The organism is Haloplanus sp. XH21 (genome assembly GCF_023276355.1).
GTDB lineage: Archaea > Halobacteriota > Halobacteria > Halobacteriales > Haloferacaceae > Haloplanus > Haloplanus halobius.
This window is the reverse complement of record NZ_JALLPL010000003.1, coordinates 16,885-38,448: the sequence shown is the minus strand read 5'-3', so window position 1 is coordinate 38,448 and position 21,564 is coordinate 16,885. Positions and strand designations below refer to the sequence as shown.

The 21,564-nt window shown below is 59.7% G+C and carries 21 protein-coding genes and 2 pseudogenes; 14 read left to right on the top strand and 9 right to left on the bottom strand.

Annotated elements, in window-relative coordinates; genetic code table 11:
- Nucleotides 1-2,436, top strand: coding sequence for a heavy metal translocating P-type ATPase (locus MXB53_RS15155; RefSeq protein WP_248898404.1), 2,436 nt, complete (start codon nt 1-3; stop codon nt 2,434-2,436).
- Between the two features lie 32 nt (nt 2,437-2,468).
- Here the strand turns inward: MXB53_RS15155 and MXB53_RS15150 are convergent, their stop codons facing one another.
- Nucleotides 2,469-3,443, bottom strand: a complete 975-nt coding sequence (locus MXB53_RS15150) for a deoxyhypusine synthase (RefSeq protein WP_248898403.1) — start codon at nt 3,441-3,443, stop codon at nt 2,469-2,471.
- A gap of 91 nt (nt 3,444-3,534) precedes the next feature.
- Between MXB53_RS15150 and MXB53_RS15145 the strand changes: the two genes are divergently transcribed.
- Nucleotides 3,535-4,272 (top strand): uroporphyrinogen-III synthase, encoded by a 738-nt coding sequence (locus tag MXB53_RS15145; RefSeq protein WP_248898402.1) that lies wholly within the window; start codon nt 3,535-3,537, stop codon nt 4,270-4,272.
- 39 nt (nt 4,273-4,311) lie between these two features.
- Here the strand turns inward: MXB53_RS15145 and MXB53_RS15140 are convergent, their stop codons facing one another.
- Complete coding sequence (locus MXB53_RS15140; protein WP_283102428.1) at nt 4,312-5,478, bottom strand: MFS transporter; 1,167 nt, start codon at nt 5,476-5,478, stop codon at nt 4,312-4,314.
- Nucleotides 5,479-5,648: 170 nt separating this feature from the next.
- A complete protein-coding gene (locus tag MXB53_RS15135) occupies nt 5,649-6,587 on the bottom strand; it encodes an NADP-dependent oxidoreductase (protein ID WP_345779748.1) in 939 nt (312 codons plus the stop codon).
- Nucleotides 6,588-6,816: 229 nt separating this feature from the next.
- Here MXB53_RS15135 and MXB53_RS15130 point away from each other — a divergent pair, with 229 nt between their 5' ends.
- Nucleotides 6,817-7,281: a nucleoside deaminase gene (locus MXB53_RS15130; RefSeq protein ID WP_248898399.1), complete on the top strand. Its 465-nt coding sequence runs from the start codon at nt 6,817-6,819 to the stop codon at nt 7,279-7,281.
- Nucleotides 7,282-7,309: 28 nt separating this feature from the next.
- On the opposite strand, the gene MXB53_RS15125 is transcribed toward MXB53_RS15130, so the two are convergent.
- A complete protein-coding gene (locus MXB53_RS15125; RefSeq protein WP_114579067.1) occupies nt 7,310-7,633 on the bottom strand; it encodes a DMT family transporter in 324 nt (107 codons plus the stop codon).
- 290 nt (nt 7,634-7,923) lie between these two features.
- Here MXB53_RS15125 and MXB53_RS15895 point away from each other — a divergent pair, with 290 nt between their 5' ends.
- Nucleotides 7,924-8,358 (top strand): DUF488 domain-containing protein, encoded by a 435-nt coding sequence (locus MXB53_RS15895; RefSeq protein WP_248898398.1) that lies wholly within the window; start codon nt 7,924-7,926, stop codon nt 8,356-8,358.
- Between the two features lie 61 nt (nt 8,359-8,419).
- Here the strand turns inward: MXB53_RS15895 and ddh are convergent, their stop codons facing one another.
- The 4 genes from ddh to MXB53_RS15100 all read right to left on the bottom strand — a co-directional run bounded on the left by ddh (nt 8,420) and on the right by MXB53_RS15100 (nt 13,279).
- Complete coding sequence (ddh, locus tag MXB53_RS15115) at nt 8,420-9,355, bottom strand: D-2-hydroxyacid dehydrogenase (RefSeq protein WP_345779746.1); 936 nt, start codon at nt 9,353-9,355, stop codon at nt 8,420-8,422.
- Nucleotides 9,356-9,632: 277 nt separating this feature from the next.
- Nucleotides 9,633-10,028: a hypothetical protein gene (locus tag MXB53_RS15110; RefSeq protein ID WP_248898396.1), complete on the bottom strand. Its 396-nt coding sequence runs from the start codon at nt 10,026-10,028 to the stop codon at nt 9,633-9,635.
- Between the two features lie 147 nt (nt 10,029-10,175).
- Nucleotides 10,176-11,258 (bottom strand): hypothetical protein, encoded by a 1,083-nt coding sequence (locus MXB53_RS15105; RefSeq protein WP_248898395.1) that lies wholly within the window; start codon nt 11,256-11,258, stop codon nt 10,176-10,178.
- A gap of 197 nt (nt 11,259-11,455) precedes the next feature.
- The gene (locus MXB53_RS15100; protein WP_345779745.1) at nt 11,456-13,279 is read right to left on the bottom strand and encodes a multicopper oxidase family protein; all 1,824 of its coding nucleotides are present in this window, start codon (nt 13,277-13,279) and stop codon (nt 11,456-11,458) included.
- Between the two features lie 105 nt (nt 13,280-13,384).
- On the opposite strand from MXB53_RS15100, the gene MXB53_RS15095 reads away from it, so the two are divergent.
- The 9 genes and pseudogenes from MXB53_RS15095 to MXB53_RS15055 all read left to right on the top strand — a co-directional run bounded on the left by MXB53_RS15095 (nt 13,385) and on the right by MXB53_RS15055 (nt 19,941).
- Nucleotides 13,385-13,924: a plastocyanin/azurin family copper-binding protein gene (locus MXB53_RS15095; protein WP_248898393.1), complete on the top strand. Its 540-nt coding sequence runs from the start codon at nt 13,385-13,387 to the stop codon at nt 13,922-13,924.
- A gap of 206 nt (nt 13,925-14,130) precedes the next feature.
- A complete protein-coding gene (locus MXB53_RS15090) occupies nt 14,131-15,174 on the top strand; it encodes a transcription initiation factor IIB (RefSeq protein ID WP_248898392.1) in 1,044 nt (347 codons plus the stop codon).
- Nucleotides 15,167-15,394: a transcriptional regulator gene (locus tag MXB53_RS15085; RefSeq protein ID WP_248898391.1), complete on the top strand. Its 228-nt coding sequence runs from the start codon at nt 15,167-15,169 to the stop codon at nt 15,392-15,394. The genes MXB53_RS15090 and MXB53_RS15085 overlap by 8 nt, the downstream gene beginning before the upstream one ends.
- A gap of 96 nt (nt 15,395-15,490) precedes the next feature.
- Nucleotides 15,491-15,868 carry a winged helix-turn-helix domain-containing protein gene (locus MXB53_RS15080; RefSeq protein ID WP_248898390.1) on the top strand — a complete coding sequence of 126 codons (378 nt, stop codon included), beginning with the start codon at nt 15,491-15,493 and terminating at the stop codon, nt 15,866-15,868.
- Nucleotides 15,865-16,146 carry a DUF7521 family protein gene (locus tag MXB53_RS15075; RefSeq protein WP_248898389.1) on the top strand — a complete coding sequence of 94 codons (282 nt, stop codon included), beginning with the start codon at nt 15,865-15,867 and terminating at the stop codon, nt 16,144-16,146. The genes MXB53_RS15080 and MXB53_RS15075 overlap by 4 nt, the downstream gene beginning before the upstream one ends.
- Nucleotides 16,147-16,415: 269 nt before the next feature.
- Nucleotides 16,416-17,417, top strand: coding sequence for a DUF6610 family protein (locus tag MXB53_RS15070; RefSeq protein ID WP_248898388.1), 1,002 nt, complete (start codon nt 16,416-16,418; stop codon nt 17,415-17,417).
- 73 nt (nt 17,418-17,490) lie between these two features.
- Nucleotides 17,491-17,838: a DUF8013 domain-containing protein gene (locus MXB53_RS15065; protein ID WP_248898387.1), complete on the top strand. Its 348-nt coding sequence runs from the start codon at nt 17,491-17,493 to the stop codon at nt 17,836-17,838.
- 250 nt (nt 17,839-18,088) lie between these two features.
- Nucleotides 18,089-18,580, top strand: a pseudogene (locus tag MXB53_RS15060) (IS6 family transposase); the annotation flags it as partial.
- Between the two features lie 38 nt (nt 18,581-18,618).
- Complete coding sequence (locus tag MXB53_RS15055; RefSeq protein WP_248898386.1) at nt 18,619-19,941, top strand: amidase; 1,323 nt, start codon at nt 18,619-18,621, stop codon at nt 19,939-19,941.
- Nucleotides 19,942-20,459: 518 nt separating this feature from the next.
- Here the strand turns inward: MXB53_RS15055 and MXB53_RS15050 are convergent.
- A pseudogene (locus tag MXB53_RS15050) lies at nt 20,460-20,597 on the bottom strand (ISH6 family transposase); the annotation flags it as partial.
- A 224-nt stretch (nt 20,598-20,821) separates the two neighbouring features.
- On the opposite strand from MXB53_RS15050, the gene MXB53_RS15045 reads away from it, so the two are divergent.
- Nucleotides 20,822-21,553, top strand: a complete 732-nt coding sequence (locus MXB53_RS15045; RefSeq protein ID WP_248898385.1) for a hypothetical protein — start codon at nt 20,822-20,824, stop codon at nt 21,551-21,553.
- The last annotated feature ends 11 nt before the right edge of the window (nt 21,554-21,564 follow it).

Sequence of the window (21,564 nt, the reverse complement as noted above, 5' to 3'; positions counted from 1 at the left end):
ATGTCCACCTGCACACTCTGTGAGCTCCCTGTCGAAGACCCAATCACCGACGAGAACACCGACAGCAAATTCTGCTGTCGGGGCTGTCTAGAGGTTGCACGCTTGGTTGACAACGGTGAGGATGTCGACCTCTCGATTGCGGCCGTCCGTGACCGTGTCGAGGCCGGGGATTCTCAATCCGATGTCCCTGAGGATGCCGAAACGGCGTATCTCTCGATCGACGGCATGCACTGTCAGACCTGCGAAGGCTTCATCGAACTCCTTGCTGAGGAAGAGGAGGGCGTTCATGAGGCGCGTGCGAGCTACGCGACTGAAATGGCGCAGGTGGTGTACGATCCAGACCGTATCGATCGCAACACGATCGCCGCTGCACTAAGTCGACTGGGCTATCAGGCCCACGGTCCCGACGAGGAAAACGACTCGCTGCGCTCGCGCGTCGAGTTCGGCAAATACCGTGCGGTGCTCGCGGCGTTACTGATGATGCCTGTGTTGATTCTCTACGTCCTATTCATCTATCCAGTGTATCTCGGCATCTATCCTGAGAGCTTCCTCTACGGGAGTACCGTTGAGGCGATGGTGTTCGGGCCGCTAGCGGTCTGGAGCACGCTCATTGTCATCGGGCTTGGATACCCGATCTTCCGCGGTGCCTACGTGAGCTTAAAAGTCGGTCGCCCGAATATGGACGTATTGATCGCCATCGCGGTGCTCGCCGCGTATCTCTACTCGATGGCCACCTATCTCACGGGCGGGCGCGACCCGTACTTCGACGTCGCAGTGATGGTGCTCGCGATCGTCACTATCGGCAACCATCTCGAGTCACAAGTCAAACGTGCTGCGCTCGGCAATCGCGCTGACCTCACTGATTCACGCGTTGATGAGGCCCGCCGGCTCGACAACGGCAGCGAGGCCACCGAAACCATCGAAATAGAAGAGTGTGAGCCCGGCGATCGGCTGTTAGTCAAACCTGGCGAACGGATCCCAGTCGACGGCCAGATCGTCGACGGGACTGCCGCGATCGACGAAGCGCTCGTCACAGGCGAATCGCTCCCGCAACGCAAATCCGTCGGGGACAGCGTACTCGGGGGATCGATTCTCACTGACAGCGCGATTGTCGTCGAAGTTGGCCCAGATGCCACCAGCACGATGGATCGTCTCGTCGAACTCCTCTGGAACGTCAAGAGTTCGGCAACGGGCGTCCAGCGTATTGTCAACCGCTTTGCAGTGCTGTTCGTCCCGCTCGTACTCGGACTCGCCGCGCTGACTGCCGCTGGCTGGTTCGCCCTTGGCAACGACTTGAATACAGCCATACTAGTCGGTGTCTCCGTGTTAGTGGTCTCGTGTCCGTGCTCGCTCGGGATCGCGACCCCGCTTGCCCTCGCGGCGGCCACTCGCGATGCCACCGACAATCGGATGCTCGTTCTCAACGAGACGGTACTCGAACGGATCGACGACTCCTCAATCGTCGTATTCGACAAGACAGGGACACTCACAACGGGGGAAATGAAACTCGCAGACGTCGTTGGCGACACCCCCGACGAAGTGCTTGCAATGGCGGCTGCCGTTGAGCGCCGATCGAGCCACCCTATCGCCGCTGCGATCGACGACGCCGCCCCGCCAACCACACGCTCGGTATCGAGCTTCGAGCGTTCCGACCGTACCGTATCGGCGCTCGTCGACGATACCCGCGTGATAGTTGGCCATCCCGACTCCTTCACCGACGACGAGTGGACGATCTCTGCGGATATCGAGGCCGCCGTCACGGACGCCTACGAGTCGGGCACGCATCCCACGGCGGTCGCATGGGAAGGCGTCGTCCACGGGATCGTCACGGTCCGAGATACGCCCCGTGAGAACTGGGACCGCGTGGTTTCCGATCTCGCGGATGGGGGTCGAGAAATCGTCGTACTGACCGGCGACGACGAGCGGATGACCGAGACGTTCGCGAACCATCCAGCGATCGATCACGTATTTGCAGGTGTGCGCCCCGAGTCCAAGGAAGCAATCGTCCAGGGACTCCGCGAGCGCGGAACAACAACGATGATCGGTGATGGGACGAACGACGCGCCCGCACTCGCCAGCGCAGACCTCGGGATTGCGGTCTCAAGCGGCACCGAACTTGCGATTGAGGCGGCCGATGCGGTGGTGCTGGACGACCGTCTCGGCGCTGTTCCCGAACTCTTCGGACTGGCGAGTGACACTCGGAGCCGAATCAAACAGAACCTCCTCTGGGCGGCTGGCTACAACGCGATCGCACTCCCACTGGCAATAGTTGGCGTAATCACGCCGTTGATCGCCGCCGTTATGATGGCTATCAGCAGTCTCATTGTCGTCTTCAACTCGAAGCGCCGCCTGCTCCCGGCGAACGGAGATCAGGTGGCTGCGACCGCCTCCAGAGAAGGCAACGATCAACTTGGATCTCCCGCTCACTCGGAGTAAACGGTCGACCGCCAAGTATCAGCAGATCACGCTCACTCGCTGAAAGCACCCGCCACGAGCAGTGGGAAGACGAGCGTCGCCTCTGCTTCGACCTGCGTGTAATTCGTCTGCTCATCGTCTTTGATTTTCCCCCATGATACTGCCTCGTTCGGGGGCGCTCCAGAGAGTGAGCCATCCCCTTCCATACCAGTCGAGATGTAGACGACATAATCCGCCCCGCCGCGGAACAGATTCGTCATGATCGCATGGTGTTTCGGGACGCCCCCTCCGACTGCGATCAGACCCGTCGTGTCGGCGAGCATCCCGTCCTCGATGAGCGAGTCGTAGTCGTCGAGAATCTCGATGCCAACCTCCGAATCGTATCCTTGTCGGTAATAATAGAGGAAGTTCCCAACCTCGGCGTCTGTCAGTGCCGGACAGTACACGGGAACGTCGTGGTCCGCTGCTTGTTTCAGAACTGAATCCGGATCGTCGAGTGTCTCCCCTAACTCGCGGGCAAACGCCGTCGGCGTCCGAACCTTTTCCTCGGCAAAGAACTCCTCGAAGAAGTCGTACAGGTACTCTTCCAACCAGACGTATCGGTCGGAAGGAACAAAGAGATTCCCAAGACGGTTGATTCCTTGTTCCCGGAGCGCGGCCTCGTCCACATCCCACTCTCCCATTTTGAACGGCTTCGCCGTTTTGATAACATCCTCCGCCAGCGATCCCGCGGTCGTGATAAGCACGTCGACGTACCCTTCACGAACGAGGTAGGCGACGACTTCACGCAATCCCGACGAGATGATATTCGACGTGCATGTGAGATAGATCGTGGCATCGGCGTCTTGCATTTGCTCGGCGATGTCGATGGCCTCTGCGAGTTGCGTCGCCTGAAAGCCCGTCGTTGCATACGCTTCCAGCATCTCCTGAAAATCGAATTCGCCACTGAAGTCGTAGCCCTGCACGTCTGGCGTGGCCAACTCTTCATCACTTCCCGGAACAACGTGGTCGTGAGACTCGTCGTCCATACCGGCAATTAGCAGGATGCCGGTTTGAATCGTTCGAGACTGGTCGCCGATTCTCGATACACACAAGTCCAGCATCGGCTAACTGTTCAATATGTCCCAGCCGACGGTGGCTGTTCTCCGACCCGACGACAGCCGTATCGTTGAGGCGGTCGAGTATCTCCAGTCACTCGATGTATCCCCGATTCCAGATCCGATGCTGGCAATCACACCGACCGGTCAGGTTCCCCAACATGCGGATTACTGTATCTTCACAAGCGAGACCGGTGTCGATCTAGCTGCGACAGCGGGATGGAAACAACGAGGAGCCACTGTTTGTGCTGTCGGGGATCAGACTGCAACCGCATTATGCAATCGGGGCTATTCAGTCGATATCGTTCCATCGACGTTCACTTCCACAGGACTCGTCGACGAGTTATTTACTGATGTCGAGGGCCAAACCGTTGAACTTGCTCGAAGTGCACACGGCAGCGAAGTACTTGTTGAAGGACTGGAAGCAGCTGGTGCAATTGTCAGCGAAACAGCCTTATATCGCTTGGAACGACCGGAGACTGCGGGACAGTCGGTCTCACTTGCGGTAGACGGTAAGCTGGACGGTATACTGTTCACCTCGCCAAAGACGGTAGAGCACTTCGTTCAAATTGCGACTGAACGTGACGCTGTCGCTGCACTCCAACGCGAGCTAGAGGAGACGATTGTTGGAGCGATAGGAGCACCAACAAAACGTGCTGTCGACAAGCATGGGATCGCTGTCGATGTTATGCCGGATACAGTGGGTTTCACACAGCTTGCCGAGGTCACCGTACGTCGAATTCTGGATACCCACCAATGAACACATTCCATCTCCAATCTGTTAGCTGACTTTGAGTGTTCACTGACGTCTCACCGTAAACCACGTTACGCCGATCAAGAAGGCAGCGGCACCAGACACTAACAGGGTTTGACGATAGCCGAACAGTGCTGCAGCCCCGACACTAAGCGGCGGGCCGACTGTCGTGCCAAGTCGGAGTACACTAGTTCGCACACTCATGATGCTTCCGCGAAATTCCTCTGGTGCTCGTTCGTTGAGTGCAGTATCCGTAATCGGTTCAGCGAGTCCCTGGCCAAGACCGAACAGTAAGAGTGCGACAGCAACCACGTGGATGGAGTCCGCGGCGGCGACGATGACGAGTCCGGCCCCGTAACTCATGAATCCCAGTGCGATCGATTGAAAACTGGTAAGCGACCGAAGCACGCGATCACCCTGCATGGCTGTCGCTCCCATCGTAACCGCGGGTAATCCCACGAGAAGGCCGATACCCGCTGAAGAGAGCTGATATTCGTTGGCGAGCAGGAACGGAACGGCAGTGAGTTGCGCGCCATAGAGGATGACGAAGATACCGAAGATTGCGAGATAGAGCACGACGAAGGGGGTCATCGATGTGGGCCCGGTGAGGAATGCACGGATGCTCGAATTCCCACCGTTCTCCTCACGTTGTGGCTCCTCAAGCAGAGTTATACCGGGAACAGCGACGAGTAACGCGAGGAAGAAACACGCGAAGGGAGCCGACCAAGCGACTGTCGCGAGCGCACCGCCGAGTAACGGATAGCCAGCAGCACCCACCGCGAGAATCGCCGCGTTGGTCCCAATCAGCACTCGTCGTTGTTCACCGGAATAGAGGTCGCCGAGGAGTGTGACCGTGAGCATCGCAATCGCACTACTCGCCGCCCCTTGGATGGCTCGCAGGACCAAGATCAGGGTGAAATCGGAAATGAAGATGATGCCGCCGCCACTGAGTCCGAAGATGACGAGCGCCGGGATCAAAATCGGTTTCCGACCGATGCGGTCGGTTAGCAGTCCAATCGGGAGAGTGAGAAAGATTCCGGGGAGCGTGAACGCCGACAGCAAGAGGCTGGCCTGTGCCTCCGAAATGTTCCACGCCTCCTGTACCGCTGGGAGTACTGGGCTGATGAGTGAGACACCCATGACAGCGACGAGCGTACTCGCGAAAATCACGGCTGCTGCTGGTGAGTTCCGGAGTTTCCGTATCCATTCCATCCGTTCTATTACTCTCTCGGTAAGTGCATCCCGTAAGTCATCCGCTACAGGGCGATGGTCACGTTGATCGGTGTTGGAGGATTAGTTCTAATATTATTGTCACAAAAATTGAAGTGGTAGATCCTCTCGATATTGGCTGTAGATCCCAATTCAATGTATGACACGTCGAATCACGCTACGCTGAGAACCAGTTTCCCTCGTACGTGTTCTGTCTCACCTACTTCGTGTGCCTGAGCTGCATTTTCGAGTGGGAATTCGGCACTGATCGTGGGGCGTACTTCCCCGGCGTCAATCAGTTCGCTAATGGTGGTTAGCAGCGACGGGGAATTCGACCGCCCACTTACCACCTGTACATCGATGTCGTGGTTGTTGGTGAGCGCTCCCGATGGTTGTCCAACGACTGAAACGAGCACCCCATTTTCCTTGAGCACGTCGACTGAGCGTGCTGGGACTTCACCCCCGACTGTATCTACCACGATATCGACCTCGTCAATCACTGACTCGAAGCGCTCCTCGCGGTAGTTCACGAACTCGTCGACGCCTAACTCCCGGAGATAGTCTTCGCTGTATCCCGATGCCGTGACGATTACGTCGGCCCCCTTCCATTTCGCCAGCTGAACGGCCATGTGTCCGACACCACCGGCTGCGCCGTGGATGAGAACTCGCTGGTCGGCCGTGCAATCAGCATACTCGAACAACGCTTGCCAGGCGGTCTGCGTGACGACCGGCACGCCAGCTGCCCCCTCGTGATCGAGAGATTTTGGCTTCGGGGCAAGTTGTTCGGCAGGTGTAGTCGAATACTCCGCATAGGAGCCTAACTCCGGGAACCCATTGACACCGAACACTGCATCGCCCGACTCAAATTCGGTAACTGACGCGCCAACCTCCTCAACGACGCCTGAAACATCCATCCCGAGAATAATGGGGAACGGATTCTCGGGCAGCATCGACACCATCTGCATTCCCTGACGAATCCGCCAATCGACTGGGTTGACACCCGCTGCGTGAACCCGAACGAGAACGTCATCATCAACCGGATCCGGGCGGGGCGCATCCTCGTATCTGAGGACATCCGGTGAGCCGAACTCGTGCATGCGAACAGCCTTCATTCTATCCGTCACTTAGAATCATTCCTCGGTAGGTAAGTCCGCGTTGCAGACTCTTAACCACTCTACATCTGGAATACTGGAGGTCAGAGGGGAGGCTGGCAGCGGGGTGAAAAATCACCGTCATCACCTCCCGAAGGATAGACCAACCGACAGGGACCGTCACAGGCCAAACGAAGCCTGAGTCGCCGTTCCAACCAAGTACTTCACCCAGAGAGACTACCATACAGCTATGGCAACTCCCAATTTCGACGATTTTGATCACGACGCACATATGCGCGAGACCTTCGAGCTAGCGCGCGAGGCTACCGTTCGTGGCGACAAACCGTTTGGCTCCGTGCTCGTCCGCGACGATACTGTCATCATGAACGATTCGAACCGCGAGATTACGGAGGATGATATCCGACGCCATCCCGAACTCCATCTCGCGTACCGTGCGTGCCGAGAGTACGACGCTGATGAGCGCGCTGCAATGGTCATGTATACGAGCACCGAGCCGTGTCCGATGTGTGCTGGTGGGATGGCGACAGCTGGGTTCGGCCGCGTCGTCTACAGTGTCGGGAGTGATGAAATCGCGGCGTTCACCGGGAGCGAGCCAACAGTTCGGTGCGCGGAAATTCTGGATGGCGTCAGCGATGTGGTCGGACCACTGTTGAACGAAGAAGGTCGCCAGGTCCACCAGGAGTACGGCTGGTAACCGCCGGACTCCGTTCGGTGAGTCGTCGTTAATGGCCTCCAGAGACGAAGTGGAGGCCAACGATCCCGAAGACGATCACGGAGATGAAGAGGAGACGGGCACTCGTCGCCGGTTCGTCGAATAAGACGATGCCGAGCGTGGCAGTGCCAACTGCGCCGATCCCCGTCCAGACAGCATACGCGGTTCCGATCGGCAGGTTTTGTATCGCTTTCGCGAGTAACACCATGCTGATGATGAGCGCGATGACTGTACCCGCTGTCGGGATTGGTTCTGAGAGGCCGTCAGAATACTCTAAGCCAATTGCCCAAGCGATCTCGAACAGGCCAGCTACAAAGAGCAAGATCCACGACATTCCCCTAGCTCTTGCTCACAAATCGGACTATAGCTTTCGATATCGACAAACAGCCGTTGATTCGATACCTGTTGGACGTGCAGTTTCTATTTGGACCGTACTCCGGCAGTAATGCGTCAATCCGCTAACCGAATCGATGTCGGTCGTCCTACCCGCTGGACAGTCTCGACAGCATAGCCCAGCCATATTCTCGCTCTGCGAACGATCACAAAACCCCCCAGCGGGCAGGGGCCATAGACATCCACCGGGAGGTTGACTACGCTGGGCGCCGAACGGCAAAGACAGAGATCGTGACCACCTCTGACCTCCTCGAGGACACGTACGTCGCAGCGCTACAGCATGATCTCGTAGACATCTCCCCGGAGGCTACGCTCGTGGGTGTGGTACGACGGCCTACTGGCTGGTTCAGAACGACGATCGACGAGAACTACCCGGCACTCGGTCCACCGCCAGACCTCCTGGACGAGTTCAAACAGCGCCACGAGGATTTCAAAATGCAGGGGATGTGTGACGAAGGCGCCCATAATGCTGCCTGGGACGAGGTCGGATTCGAGGACCGGTACCGAACACATCTCACCGAAGCACCGGATGCTCAGGAGGCAGTTGCTGAGCTCACGGATCGGCTTCGTGACGACGAACACCTTGTCTTCGTCTGTTTCGAGAACACCGACAAGAAACGCTGTCACCGGACGCTGCTCAAGGAGCATATCACTGAACAGCTATAGTGGAAGTCTATCGTGTGCCTCTGTTCGATCTATGCGATCCGCGTAATCCCAAGCCACTCGGCTACACGATCCGATTGACGAGTTCCTCGCCGGCGTCGATGTGGGCGATGTTCTCCCGGACGAGATCCGCGACGTTCCGATAGTAGTCCTCAGTGAATCCTGCGCAGTGGGGAGTGATGAGAACCTCCTCGAACTCCCAAAGGGGGGACTCCTCGGGCAGCGGTTCCGCCTCGAAGACGTCGAGTGCAGCCCCACCGAGCGCCCCAGCTTCGAGGGCGTCGACGAGAGCCGCCTGGTCGACGACAGGGCCACGCGCGACGTTGATCAGAATCGCATCGTCACGCATCGCGGCGAATTCCTCGGTGGACATGAGATGGCGAGTCTCGTCGACGAGCGGTATCGCGAGCACGACAAACTTCGCATCCCGGATCGCCGTATGGAGGTCGTCCGGTGTGTAGACTGTTCGAACCCCGTCGAGCAAGTCACCCGAGCGACGGACGCCGACGACGTCGAGTCCGAGCGCGGTCGCCCGGTCCACGATTCCCCGTCCGAGCGTCCCTAACCCGACGATGCAACATCGCTCGTCTGCCAGCGTATAGGCGTCGTCCCATGCGGGAGGCGACCACTCCCGCTGAGTCTGCGATTTCACGGCTGGCAGCAGTCGACGTGCGAACGAAAGCATGTATCCCGCGACGGTCTCGCCGACCGCCGGACCGTGGATGCCGCTGCTGTTCGTGAGGAGCACTCCGTGCTCGCGCAATTCCTCGAAAGAAAATCGGTCGACACCAGCCTGAATCGAGTGTATCCAGTCGACCCCCTCGAGGTAGCTCTCGTGATAGGCCATCGTGACGACACCGTCGTACGGTTCGAGCGAGTCGGCACCAGCATCGAGGATCGCTACGTCGACGATGTCCGTGAGGGCATCCCGCAGCTGTTCGGGGGGGAAGACGGTCGAGACGGACTCATCGACTGCGATACTCGAGACTTCCATACTCATCGTGTTCGGTCGAACGGGTATTCAAGGGTCCGAAGCGTCCCGGACCAGGACGGGTACTACAGCCCAGTTCAGAGTCGTGACGGTCTCTGTCTCTGCCTATTAGCGAGATTCATCAATACGTGTCTTCAGCCTCTATCGAGGCATTGACTATCGAATAGGGGGTTTCTCAAAGTACTCGAGGTAACAGCAGGCCCAACTCAGGCAGCACTACATCTCCGCCGGAATGCTTGGAATGGATTCGCATCTCCTGGAAGAATGTCGCCGATGAGATGATTGGTCACGGATTCGTCGATGCACGCGTCTCGCGGACGAACTGGATCACAGCGGCGAGGAGGACGAGGCAGATGACGATCATCGCGCCCTGTGAAACGGTCGCGATAACGGAGTCGACTGCCTCGCCGGTCAGCAACGCAAGAATCGCTGGAATCCCCCGCATCGACCCCAGCACGCCGAGCACCGCCAGGACACCAATCCCGTAGGCAGCCAGCCGTTGCCGAGCCGGCTGCTGGCGACCCACGACGCCCAAGATAGCGATGACAACCCCGAAGATGGCAGGAATGAGCGCCGTAATACTCGCAAAGTCAGAAAGCACGTAGGCACCGACACCCAAGACGACGAGTACGATTCCGAGCACGATGCCCAGCATGAACGTGGACGGACCGGAATTCGCCATATACGAACTCCTGTGGGGGAGAGGCGTATAGGTTTCCACTCGTACCATCCCGCTTCACGACTCGCCGCTGTTTCGGGACGGACGTCAGCGGCAGTTCACAGATCCTCGTTGTCGACCGTCGGAGAGGGGATTCAGTTGGTGCCGGAGTTAATCGGCTGGAGCGATCGACGCGGATTGTCCGGCCTCTTGTGCGGATTCGACGGAATAAATCAGGCTCCCTGCGAACAGAACGACACTCCCGATGACGAATAGGGTACTGACCGGGGAGGCGGAGTCGACAAACACCCAGTACAGCGGCGCGGCAATCGATGGCCCCGCCGCCAGTACCGCGATTTTAGCGACGAGTGGCCCACAGCAGCCACAGGTACACGACCCCACAATCGCAGCACTTCCCGCAGTGCCCTCCGTCAGCCCGGCCCGTTCTTCGACCCGCCAGTGGCGGGCGATGAGCGCCGCATTCAATCCGATGAGCGTGCTCAGCATTCCGACGACGATGAGTTGCGCGGGTGATATCGCGACGAACAGGGGGATATGTGGGAGATAGACTTCGAGAACGGGCCACGTCACGAGCTGGTAAATCGTAGGAATGACGACGACCACCCGCTCGTGGGGGAGCCCCTCTTCCGGGAAGAACGAGAGATAGCCGGTGACGGAGACGAAGAACAACGCCATGACGACTCCCACACCGATACCGAACCGCCGGACAACCGGATCTTGCAGAATCCTGCGTAGGACGCTTCCAGCGTCCGTCCAGACGACGTAGCCGACGAGGACTGGCGTTCCCAAGACGATCGCATAGCCGAGTGGATGCGAGTCGCTTGCTGGCCCTGGGATGAGGTAGGGGTACGTGATCCACAACCCCATGAGGATGCCGAGGTAGGTGTACCGTGGCCGGGTCGGCCAGCGAAGCCAGCCGACGACTACACTCACCAGCATGATCAGGAACCCAGTTGTGACCGATATGAGGGGATACCACGATCGCGGAAACGGCATCGAACGCGCCGTGTACGTGGGATCCGGTGACAACCCCTCGAAGAGGACGGCACCGAGGGCAGTCGCGGTGATGCCCAAGAATACACCATAGAGGGCGACTGTTGGCGAGATGCGGTTCGTTCGTTTGAGCACGCTGGCTCCGCCGAGCAAACCGACGCCCACGATGGCGAGAACGATGCCATGCCCCTGAGAGAGCCCACCAGTCGCCGTCGACCCATGGGCGGATACGATGGGCACCTGCGTAAGTCCGACGAGAGCGCAGAACAGAACTGAAAATGGCCGACGTGAACCACGAAGCCGGGACCGTTCCGGAACCATTATCGAATCTTGGCCGAGGAGCAACTTCTACCTGACTGATTCAGTCGGAATTGTATTGCCCTGATAATCCACATAGGGGTGCCTCAACTGGGACTGCTGTCCGACTCGGTTCGTACCTAGTCCACCGAATGATGAGGTCGTTCACGTATATCCTCGTCAGCACTCGGCAGTACTCTAAAGGGCCGCATCATGTCGTGGTCCTCGTGTTCGAGCATATGGCAATGCCACATATACCAGCCGATCTGGTCGTTGAATAGGCCCTCAAACTCGCCGAAGTGCACGAGCACGTGGGTTACCTCTCCCGGGTTCGCCGTGACGACATCATTCCAGCCAGTTTCTTCCGATGCGGGGGATTCGAGGGCCTCGACATCGATCGTCTCCGCTTCGGGGTCGTACTCACTGAACGGCTGTCGCCCGAGCACCTGGAAGTGCACGAGGTGCAGATGCATCGGGTGGGACGTGCCTGTCTGATTCGCGAAGCTCCAGATTTCCGTGTCGTTAAGGATGGGCTCCTCGGTAGCTGGGTCGTACAGCCTGTGGGGCAAGGACTCCGCATCCGAACCCAGGAGGTGCAATCGTCGTCCGTAGTCGTCGGTACTCATGGTCAATGGGAGATACCGTTCCTCGGTAACCGAGTCGACGGGGATGTCGGGCACGTCCGTCAGCGTATTCGGAACCTGGCTAGGGTCGTCGATATCACCGGCTGCGACGTCGATGAGCATCACTTCCGGCAGCGGCTGTTGACCCCCGGTATTGATGTTCGGTCCACGGTAGGGCGCCGCGGCGTCGTTGTGCAACAGGAGCGTCTGTCCGGCGTAGTCCGAGAAGTCAACGACGACGTCGGCACGCTTGCCCGTGCCGATCTCCAGTCGCTCCTCGATCGTGACCGGTGAGGCCAGGAGGCCACCGTCGTTGCCGACGAGGGTGAACGGTGGCCCGCCCGTGCCGGTCGTTCCGTCCGACTCGTCGTACTCGAACAGCTTGAGGTTATAGAACCGGCAGTTCGAACCGTTGAGGATCCGGAATCGGTACTTCCGGGGGTCGACCGAAAGCCGCGGCCAGGCCTTCCCGTTGACGACGGACGTGTCGCCGAAGAACTGCGGAACGATGCTCGGGTCGGGATTCGGCGAGTCGCCGTCCGTGCCGGAGACGGCGGTCGGGTAGAACAACGAACCGTCCTCGTTGAAGCTGCGGTCCTGGAGCACCAGTGAAATCTCGTACTCGCCCGACGGCAGACCGAGAGACTCCTCGTGATCGTTCCGGAGGAGGTAGAGTCCGGCGAGACCGGCGTAGACGTTCAGTCGAGTGATGCCGAGCGAGTGGTCGTGATACCAGAGCGTGGCCGGGGGCTGGTCGTTGACGTAGTAGTAGTCCTTCTTCTCGAACTTCGGGCCGGTGTGCTCGAAGTTCCGCGTGAACCACGCCTTCGGCTTGCCGTCGCTCGTGTGCTCGACGTTCCCGCCGTGGAGGTGAGTCACGACCCGCACGCCGGTACTGTCGTAGGGAATCGTGCTGCTGTGTATGGTCGTATCGACCGGCAGGAGATGCTCGTCCGGCAGCTTGTTCTTCCAGCGCACGTATACTGGGTCACCCTGCCGAACCTCGATCGTCGGCCCTGGGTACTGGCCATCGTATCCCCAGACGGTCGTCGGGGGAATATCAGGATGGATTTCCTGCTCAACCTCGCGCATTTCCACCTCGTAATACGGGCTCCCGTCCTTCGTCCCGACCGGTTCCACGACACCTGGCCGAGGGACTTCCTCGACCCACTTTTCCAGGTCGGGCGACGAATGGGCAGTGGGGGTGGCTGGGACCGGAGTCTCTGTGCTACCGGTCGAGGCTGCACACCCCGCGAGACTCACCGCGCCAGCACTGCCCGCCGTTGCGATGAATTCTCGCCGTGAGATGCCAGTTCCGGACGTTCCGAGGCGATCACTCATTGCTATGGGTAGAATTTCGAGAGCAGCGATAGTCAACCGATGGCGGAATCCCGAGGGGTGGGAATCCGCCCAAGTGGTCTATCAGTGGCGTTCCGATAATCAGGTATGGAGCGTCGACAGGTCCTGAAAGCAGGTGGAATCGCTGCAACCGCCGGTCTCACCGGGCTGGCTGGCTGTAGTAGTTCGAACCCCGACGCAAGCGGTGAGACGGATTCACCGACGAACGGGGGAACGAACACCGTTCTGATGGTCACCGAGGGAAGCGACTATTACTTCGATCCGATCGGGCTCCTCGTCGAATCCGGCGAGACGATCACGTTCGAGATCGACAGCGGAAGCCACTCTGCGACAGCGTACAAGAAGGGGACAGGACAGGCGTCAGTTACACGTATCCCAGACGGGGCTGAAACCTTCGACAGTGGGATCATCAGCGAACAGGGCGCAACGTTTGAACATACATTCGAGACCGAAGGGACGTACGACTACTTCTGTACCCCGCACAAGGGTCTCGGCATGATCGGCCGCATCGTCGTGGGTGAACCCGGCGGCCCAGCTGAAGGGAGTATGCCGCCAGACGGAGAGGTCCCCGAGAGCCAGACAATCGTCGACCAGGGTGCGGTGTCGTACAGCGACTTCTCTGGGTGACGACAGCACACCATATACTGGCTGAAACTTTGCGAGGAGACGTGGCCACTTTTCTGAGCTAGCATTTTTCATTTGGTGATGGTAAATCATATTGGCAGATTCCCAAAGCCTGGGATTCCGCCGCATGCTCTTCGACTACCGACCCCCACCATTGTTAGAGAGACCCATTCAGAGTGAGCGAACGTCAGTACTGAACCCCAGCATCCATGACTAAAACACAACTCGATATCGAAGACGACCGCACAGATGACGGGCAGTCGGTCACCGAATCTCAGTCGCTCTCATCGTGTCCGGAGTGCGACGGGCAGATCGTGCAGGACCATGAGCACGGAGAGACGACCTGCGACGACTGCGGTTTGGTCCTCGACGAGGATTCCATCGACCGTGGGCCGGAGTGGCGGGCGTTCCATAGCGACGAAAACGACGAGAAAAGCCGTGTCGGCGCGCCGACCACCCAGCTCATGCACGATAAGGGGCTCAGTACGACGATCAGCTGGCAAGACAAGGATGCGTACGGCCAATCGGTATCCGGCCGGAAGCGAGCCCGCCTCCAGCGGCTTCGCACGTGGGACGAACGGTTCCGAACGAAAGACGCCCACGAGCGGAATCTCAAACAGGCACTCGGCGAGATCAGTCGGATGGCATCCGCCCTCGATGTTCCGGACCCAGTTCGAGAGACGGCAGGAGCGATCTATCGACGGGCAGTCGAAGAAGATCTCCTGCCGGGCCGGTCCATCGAAGGCATGGCAACAGCCGCACTATACGCCGCAGCCAGACAACACGGGACGCCCCGACAGCTGGCTGAATTCGCTGAGGTCAGTCGTGTCGCAGAAATCCGAATTCAGCGAGCCTATCGATATATCTCCAGGGAACTCGGACTAGAGATTGAACCAGCGGATCCCCTGGAATACGTCCCTCAGTTCGCGTCAGCACTCGATGTGAGCGACGAGGCCGTGCGTCAAGCGCGCGATCTCCTCACCACGGCAAAGGCAGCGGGCGCACATAGTGGGAAAAGTCCTGCCGGACTCGCCGCAGCCGCACTCTACGCGGCGACGCACCTCACGAACGAACAACTGACACAGGAGACGGTGAGCAACGCGGCCCACGTGAGCCGGGTTACGATTCGGAATCGCTACCAGGAACTGCTGGAGGTCTACGCAGAGAGTGGGGCTACGCGTGATGACCAAGCATGCAGAATCGCGTCAGGAGAAGGAAGCGACCGCTGGCCGAGCAACGGATGTGATGAGTGACATTGGTCGCGAACTCGACCGGGAAGTCCTGGCTATACTCGGGGATGAGTCGCCGCTCCATGTCATGGACATCGCCCGCACTGCAGATCAGCATCCGATCACGGTCGACCAAACGTGTGCCCGACTCCATGAGCACGGACAGATCCATCCGGTCGGTCGAGGCCTCTACAAGATTATCGACGATGGAAAACGGCAGCCCGGAGACGACTCCGAGTCGTAATCCCTGGAAGATACCAGCGTTCGCAGGCTAGTCCCATTCCCTACCTGGGAAATCGTAATCGCATAGCATATCCCGAGTACCTGCCAAATTCAGACAATGGTGCGTGATTCAGCGTCATCTGAGGACTCGCCATCGTTGCAGGCTGTCCTTGATGCGCTGGACGACGCCGACTGTCGGGCCATCCTCCGTGAAACAGCTGAACCCATGACCGCAACCGAACTTATTGACACCTGCGACATCCCAAAATCGACGTTGTATCGGAAACTCGAACTCCTTAGCGATGCCTCACTCGTCCACGAACAGGACACGATCAATCCTGGCGGGGGGCGAACTACGAAATACGAACGCGACTTCGACGACGTGACGATCTCCATGGACGAGGACGACGACTTCTCGGTGACCGTCGAGCGGCCGCCACGGAACGCTGACGAACGGCTTGCGGACATCTGGTCGAAGATGGGGGATGAACTATGATTTGGGTGGAAACAGCCATCGTCGTCGTCAAGACGGTGATTCTACTCCTGGGAAGCGGGATCACGTATATCGCGTTCAGAGCCTATCGGAACACGGGAACGCCATCGCTCCGCGTTCTCGGCATCGGGTTTGGTGTCATCACGTTCGGCGTATTTCTCGCAGGGATCGCCCATCAAATTCTCTCGGTCTCCCTGGAGATGGGGATCCTGATCAATAGCATCCTCGTGGCAATTGGCCTGGCGATCGTCTTGTACTCGCTCTACCTCGAACGTGGTTGAATCCATGATGCAAGACACGGTTCGGATTCCTGTTTCATCCTGTGCATCCCGCCGATTTGACTGAGTATCTGACTCATCGCTGAACGGGACCGTGAGTACAGATCTATCGTGAACAGCCTCGTAGCGAGTGTCGGCGGTAAAGATCCTCCGGATTAACCAACACCATGCTGGTTTCGGAGGATTGTGTTGGTTAATGTCCGACTGCAGCTCTGTTTTTCGTCCCCCTGAGAGAGTGCAGGGCGGCCAGATCGCCCTCGCAGCCACTACTCATGTCGCTCGAAATCAGTACGAGCTGCAGCACTGCGCGTGAAATTGACGCCGCTAGACAAGCCGACAGCGTGGCGTTCCTCCATCGAGCGCCATTTGCTCTGGATGCATACAAGCTCGGATTCCTACCAGGGTTCCGGGAGGACTGCGGGTACCAGCAGACCCAGTATCAGGGTCTGGACATCCCCGTCGGAATGCTCGACAACGACTTCCGGAATCCCGACCTGAATCGATTCGTCGATCGCTTCTTCGAGCACGAGCCACAGGTCGGCATCGTCGGCGACGTCTGCGAACCTGCCGACATCGACGACCACGTCACTGCTGCGCGCGAGATTCAGGGCAGCTACCCCGAAGCCGAGCTCATCATCGTCCCGAAGTGTCAAGCGGTGATCGACGCGATCCCGGAGACCCTCGTCCTCGGGTATTCACGAGGATACGCCGACCGCCTGGCCCACGAGTTCTCCGACCCTGCCGATTGGAGAGGGCGGCGCGTCCACATCCTCGGCGGGAGTCCGCCCAAGCAGCTCGACGCCATTCGACAGCTGACCAGGCCGACACTCACGGACGAGCCACCAGCCGACATCGTCGGCGTCGACTGGAACGGGCTGCATCGCGGCGCGCAGTTCGGTGAGTTCTGGACGGCCGACGGCTGGGACGACAGCGGTCGCGACGCCGACCACGTCACCGTGCGAAAGACGGTGCGCCACAGCCTCGCTCGCGTCCGTAAGTTTTGGAGGAACCACGGAATCTGGCCCGAAACGACTCCACAAGACGAGGGGCTCGACATCGAGTACGAGGGTCCGAATCCTGCCGATCTCGAGGACGCTGTCTGTACCGAGTGCGGGACGAACGTCTGGCGAACTCGCCGCGGCCCGTACGTGGCCGAATACGATACCGGCGCTATCTGTGGATACTGCAGCTACGAGTGCTACTTCAGCCACCGTCATCGAAACAACCTGGAGGAGATCGCCGGCGAACAGAGCGTCTACCTCCCGCCGGCGTGACTTCGCGACCTGTTTTTCGTGCCCCCCCAGAGAGGGCGAGGGCTCCTTCGAAAGCTCTCAGAGGTGACTTCCAGTGAGTCAACAACAGAGTCCCGACAACGTCTCGGTCGACGATATTCCCGTCGATATCGACAACACGCAATCAGGGGAGGTCGATTCCGCCGACGTGCCCGACGAAATCGAATCCATCACCCGTGGGCTCGCCGGTGAGCAGCCGCCGACGAATCCCATAGTGGTTCTCAAGGCGGCGCGCTGGTGGTACATTCACGGCAAGGGTGGCACGGATCCTGCCTTCCAGTGGGCCATCGAGTGGGCGCGTCATCTTGCGACCGACACGCCCAGTGACGTCGAGCGGTTCGACGAGTTCCTCGAGTACCTCGTCTCGGTTGGCTTTGCGAACGAACGCCACGAGCTCCGCTGACCGACAGAGCGGTTTTTTGAACGCCCCTGAGGGGTGCGGCGCGGTCTGAGCAGACGCAGTTGCCGTGAACTTGATTCGGTGAACCCAATGGCTACGACCAGTGATTCGTCGGTCTCCTTCGACCAGACCGACACGCGATCCGACGAGATGGTCGCTGAGCCGGCGTGAACACCTAACCCGCTCAGATGATGCCGCCGATGACGAGGAGTCCGACAACGAGCAGAATCGTCGCGACCACGCTCCCTCTGCTCTTGATAGTTTGGGTGTCAAACGTTCTCGGAAAGCGGTTCACGATTGGGTCCAGAAGGCCGATCTACAGCCGGTCAGCGGAAAGGCTCCGAATCAGGTTGCGGTTGACGAAACGGTGATTCGCATCAACGACCAGCAGTTCTGGCTGTATGCCGCCGCGAATCCTTAGACGAACGAATTACTCCATCTACGGCTGTTTTCGACCACTACAATCGGTCTCACCGAACTCTTTCTCAACGAACTGCGGGAGAAACACAATGTCGAATCCGCCCTGTTTCTCGTCGATGGCGCCAAACATCTCCAAACTGCACTCGACCGATCAGGGCTCTGATTTCAGACAGAACGCCACGGAAATCGGAATGCCATCGAACGTATCTTTAGAGAAGTAAAACGACGAACTTCTTCGTTTTCAAATTATTTCAGCCACGTCGAACCAACAACAGCTGAAAACTGGTTGCAGAGTTTCGCTTGCTGGCACAATGCTCCAAACTAAACACGAAGTCGACACAGGGCACAGATATAACACCCCCCGTGTCGTCAAGGGGTGACATAACCGACACCGTCGGTGAGGAGCCCCTGGGAGAGGCCGTCGGCGCCCCCGCGAGCGGCGCCCGCAACCCCGTGACGTACGCCGAGACCCTGTGCGACCGCATCGAGGCGGTCGAGCCGGACGTCCGGGCGTTCGTGCAGTTCGACCGCGACCGCGTGACTACGACGGCGGCACGCGTCGCCCGCGAGCACGACGCCTGGTCCCGGCCGCCGCTGTACGGCGTCCCGGTCGGAGTGAAGGACATCTACCACGTCGACGGGTTCCCGACCCGCGCCGGGTCCGCCGTCCCGCCGGTGGCCCTCACCGGCCCCGAGTCCGCCGCGGTGACGGCGCTCCGGGGGGCCGGCGCCTACGTCGCCGGAAAGACCGTCACCACCGAGTTCGCCCACTTCGAGCCCGGCCCGACCCGGAACCCGCACGACCTCGACCACACCCCCGGCGGGTCGTCCTCCGGGAGCGCGGCCGCGGTCGCGGCCGGCGCGCTCCCCCTCGCGCTGGGCAGCCAGACCATCGGTTCGGTGATCCGCCCCGCGGCTTTCTGTGGAATCGTCGGCTTCAAGCCGAGTTACGGACGCATCTCCGTCAATGGCGTGGTTCCCTGTGCCCCCTCGGTCGACCAGATGGGGGCGTTCACCGTCGACGTGGCGGGCGCGCAGCTCGCCGCCGGGGTTCTCTGTGACGAATGGGACGCGGTCGCCGCCGAGCCGACGGGGGAGCGACCGACCGTCGGCGTCCCCGAGGGGAGCTACCTCGACCGGGCCTCCGAGACGGGGCAGGCGGCGTTCGAGGCCGCCGTCGAGGCGCTCGACGAGAGCCTCGACGTGCGCCGGTTCGAACTCGACACGACGAGCGCCTACGAGCACCACCGCTCGCTCGTCGCCGCGGAGTTCGCCCTCTCCCACGAGGAGTGGTTCGAGGCGTACGGCGACCGCTACGCCGAGGAGACGGTGAAGCTGATCGAGAGCGGCCGGGACACGGACGTCTCGACGCTAGTCGACGCCCGTCGGAACCGAGAGGCGTTCCGGACCCACGTCGCTGAGTGGATGGCCGAGGCCGGCGTCGACGTCCTCGCCTGCCCCGCCGCGCCCGGCCCCGCCCCCGAGAGCCTCGACACCACGGGCGACCCCGTGATGAACCTGCCCTGGACCCACGCGGGCACGCCCGTCGTGGGCCTCCCGGCCGGCCGGGTCGACGGGCTCCCCGTCGCCGTCCAGTTCGTCACCCCCTACGCCGCCGACGAGGCGCTGCTCGCCGCGGCGCCCGACCTCGCGGCGGCGCTGCCCGAGGGCGAGTTGGGGGTGTAGGGACTCAGCGGGCTCAAAGACCCGGAATCGGGATAATTTATCGAATAACTTCTACGTTGAGCGATTCGTAGTTCGTCAGCGTCCCACGTTCTTGCTTGATCCGCGCCTCGGCGATATCCACATACTGCTCTCGCTCTTGGGTAAGCGATTGTTGGTGGAGAGCTGTCTGGTGATTTCGTGCCGAGTGCCGTTCGAAGATTAATGAGCCAGATTCCGGTTACTATGGGCTTAACCGAGCAGTCAACCGTCCCGAACCAACCCTTCCCGCCGCGACCAACAATCCTCGACACAAGAGCGTTGTTCATTATCCGATCGGCGATGTGGTCATCGAGCGCCGCCACGTGGTCGAGCGCCTGCTCGCCCGGTCGGATGCGACCGACGCAGTGCCGACGATCGAGGACGTTGAGCCGGGAGAGGACGACGCGCGGTCGTTCGTCACCGAGCGCGTACAGTTCGCGCGTGGCGACCACGAGGACATCGGGACCGTCGCGTCGATCCGCCACGAGACCGACGAGATCGTCGAGGCTCTCGACCACGGCTTCCACCAAGACCGACTCGACGTTCTGCTCGGTGACGAATTCGGCGACCGTGGCGAGCGGAATCGTTTTGGCCTCGTCGATGCTAATCGTGAACCGCACGTCGATTGTGGCGTGCATGGGACACCTCGTGGGATGGACACCAGAGGTGACTCCGTCCTCACGGGAGTCAGTTGCTACTGAACTCTAGAGGACTTTGCGACACGACCAATATATTTAATCGCGCCAAATCGAGCACTACCAAAAGTTGGTTGCAGGTATTGTCTTCGCATGGGATTAGCTAATTGGAGCACTACCCTTAGGATAGAAATATATTTAGACCAACTTGAATTAGATTATAGTTCATGACACGGATCACCGGGTTCAATTGCCTGCTTCGGGTATTACCCCCGTGGTTGCTGATCCTGATGTGTACCCGGCCAGCGGTCGCTCATGGGAGCCTTGGGGACGCCGCCGCCGTTCCATTCTGGCCGCTCCTTTTTGTCTCTGGGATCGGCGGTCTCGTCGGCGGTGTTACGCTGGCTCGAGTAGGCTGGCGATTCCTGTCTCAGTGGGGCCAACTCTTGGATCGTGGAATCCACATATTGGTTGCGCTGATCGGGGTGAGCCTCGTGCTTCCTTTCATCCATAACGTATCAATAGTCGGCCTAGTGGGGACGACAGTCGGAATGACACTCATTGGAACGACGGTGATATTGAAATCAAGGAACCCCATTGGTCTGAGGGGAACCGTGGCGACTGGAAGTGTTAGCGTTCACAGGGCAATTGAGGGGTTCGCTCTGGGGGCCGCGTACCTCTCCGGAACCGGCGTCGGGGTCATGACATCCGTCGTTATAACGGCCCACGCCGCCGTCGAAATTGCGGTCGTCTACGCCGACCGGTTTGAATCGTCGCCACGGGGGGCACTCGCCCGTGCGACCGGCATCCAAGCCCTTCTCATCGTGACGGGGGCACTCGGCATGGCGACTGGAGGACTACCCGACGTAGCACAGTCGGGCATCGTGTCAGTGATTGGTGGTATACTACTCGTGGTGGGCACTTGGGGGCTCCTTGAGAATATTCAAGTAAGCAGCTGATCGGCCGAGAA

Excerpts from the sequence above, each read along its gene's own strand:
- MXB53_RS15080 (WP_248898390.1), top strand. The coding sequence starts at position 15,491 with ATGGTGCGTGATTCAGCGTCATCTGAGGACTCGCCATCGTTGCAGGCT.
- MXB53_RS15095 (WP_248898393.1), top strand. The coding sequence starts at position 13,385 with ATGGAGCGTCGACAGGTCCTGAAAGCAGGTGGAATCGCTGCAACCGCC.
- MXB53_RS15150 (WP_248898403.1), bottom strand. The coding sequence starts at position 3,443 with ATGGACGACGAGTCTCACGACCACGTTGTTCCGGGAAGTGATGAAGAG.
- MXB53_RS15125 (WP_114579067.1), bottom strand. The coding sequence starts at position 7,633 with ATGTCGTGGATCTTGCTCTTTGTAGCTGGCCTGTTCGAGATCGCTTGG.
- MXB53_RS15100 (WP_345779745.1), bottom strand. The coding sequence starts at position 13,279 with ATGAGTGATCGCCTCGGAACGTCCGGAACTGGCATCTCACGGCGAGAA.
- ddh (WP_345779746.1), bottom strand. The coding sequence starts at position 9,355 with ATGAGTATGGAAGTCTCGAGTATCGCAGTCGATGAGTCCGTCTCGACC.
- MXB53_RS15085 (WP_248898391.1), top strand. The coding sequence starts at position 15,167 with ATGAGTGACATTGGTCGCGAACTCGACCGGGAAGTCCTGGCTATACTC.
- MXB53_RS15090 (WP_248898392.1), top strand. The coding sequence starts at position 14,131 with ATGACTAAAACACAACTCGATATCGAAGACGACCGCACAGATGACGGG.
- MXB53_RS15155 (WP_248898404.1), top strand. The coding sequence starts at position 1 with ATGTCCACCTGCACACTCTGTGAGCTCCCTGTCGAAGACCCAATCACC.
- MXB53_RS15070 (WP_248898388.1), top strand. The coding sequence starts at position 16,416 with ATGTCGCTCGAAATCAGTACGAGCTGCAGCACTGCGCGTGAAATTGAC.
- MXB53_RS15145 (WP_248898402.1), top strand. The coding sequence starts at position 3,535 with ATGTCCCAGCCGACGGTGGCTGTTCTCCGACCCGACGACAGCCGTATC.
- MXB53_RS15140 (WP_283102428.1), bottom strand. The coding sequence starts at position 5,478 with ATGGAATGGATACGGAAACTCCGGAACTCACCAGCAGCAGCCGTGATT.
- MXB53_RS15130 (WP_248898399.1), top strand. The coding sequence starts at position 6,817 with ATGGCAACTCCCAATTTCGACGATTTTGATCACGACGCACATATGCGC.
- MXB53_RS15135 (WP_345779748.1), bottom strand. The coding sequence starts at position 6,587 with ATGAAGGCTGTTCGCATGCACGAGTTCGGCTCACCGGATGTCCTCAGA.
- MXB53_RS15045 (WP_248898385.1), top strand. The coding sequence starts at position 20,822 with ATGACACGGATCACCGGGTTCAATTGCCTGCTTCGGGTATTACCCCCG.
- MXB53_RS15075 (WP_248898389.1), top strand. The coding sequence starts at position 15,865 with ATGATTTGGGTGGAAACAGCCATCGTCGTCGTCAAGACGGTGATTCTA.
- MXB53_RS15110 (WP_248898396.1), bottom strand. The coding sequence starts at position 10,028 with ATGGCGAATTCCGGTCCGTCCACGTTCATGCTGGGCATCGTGCTCGGA.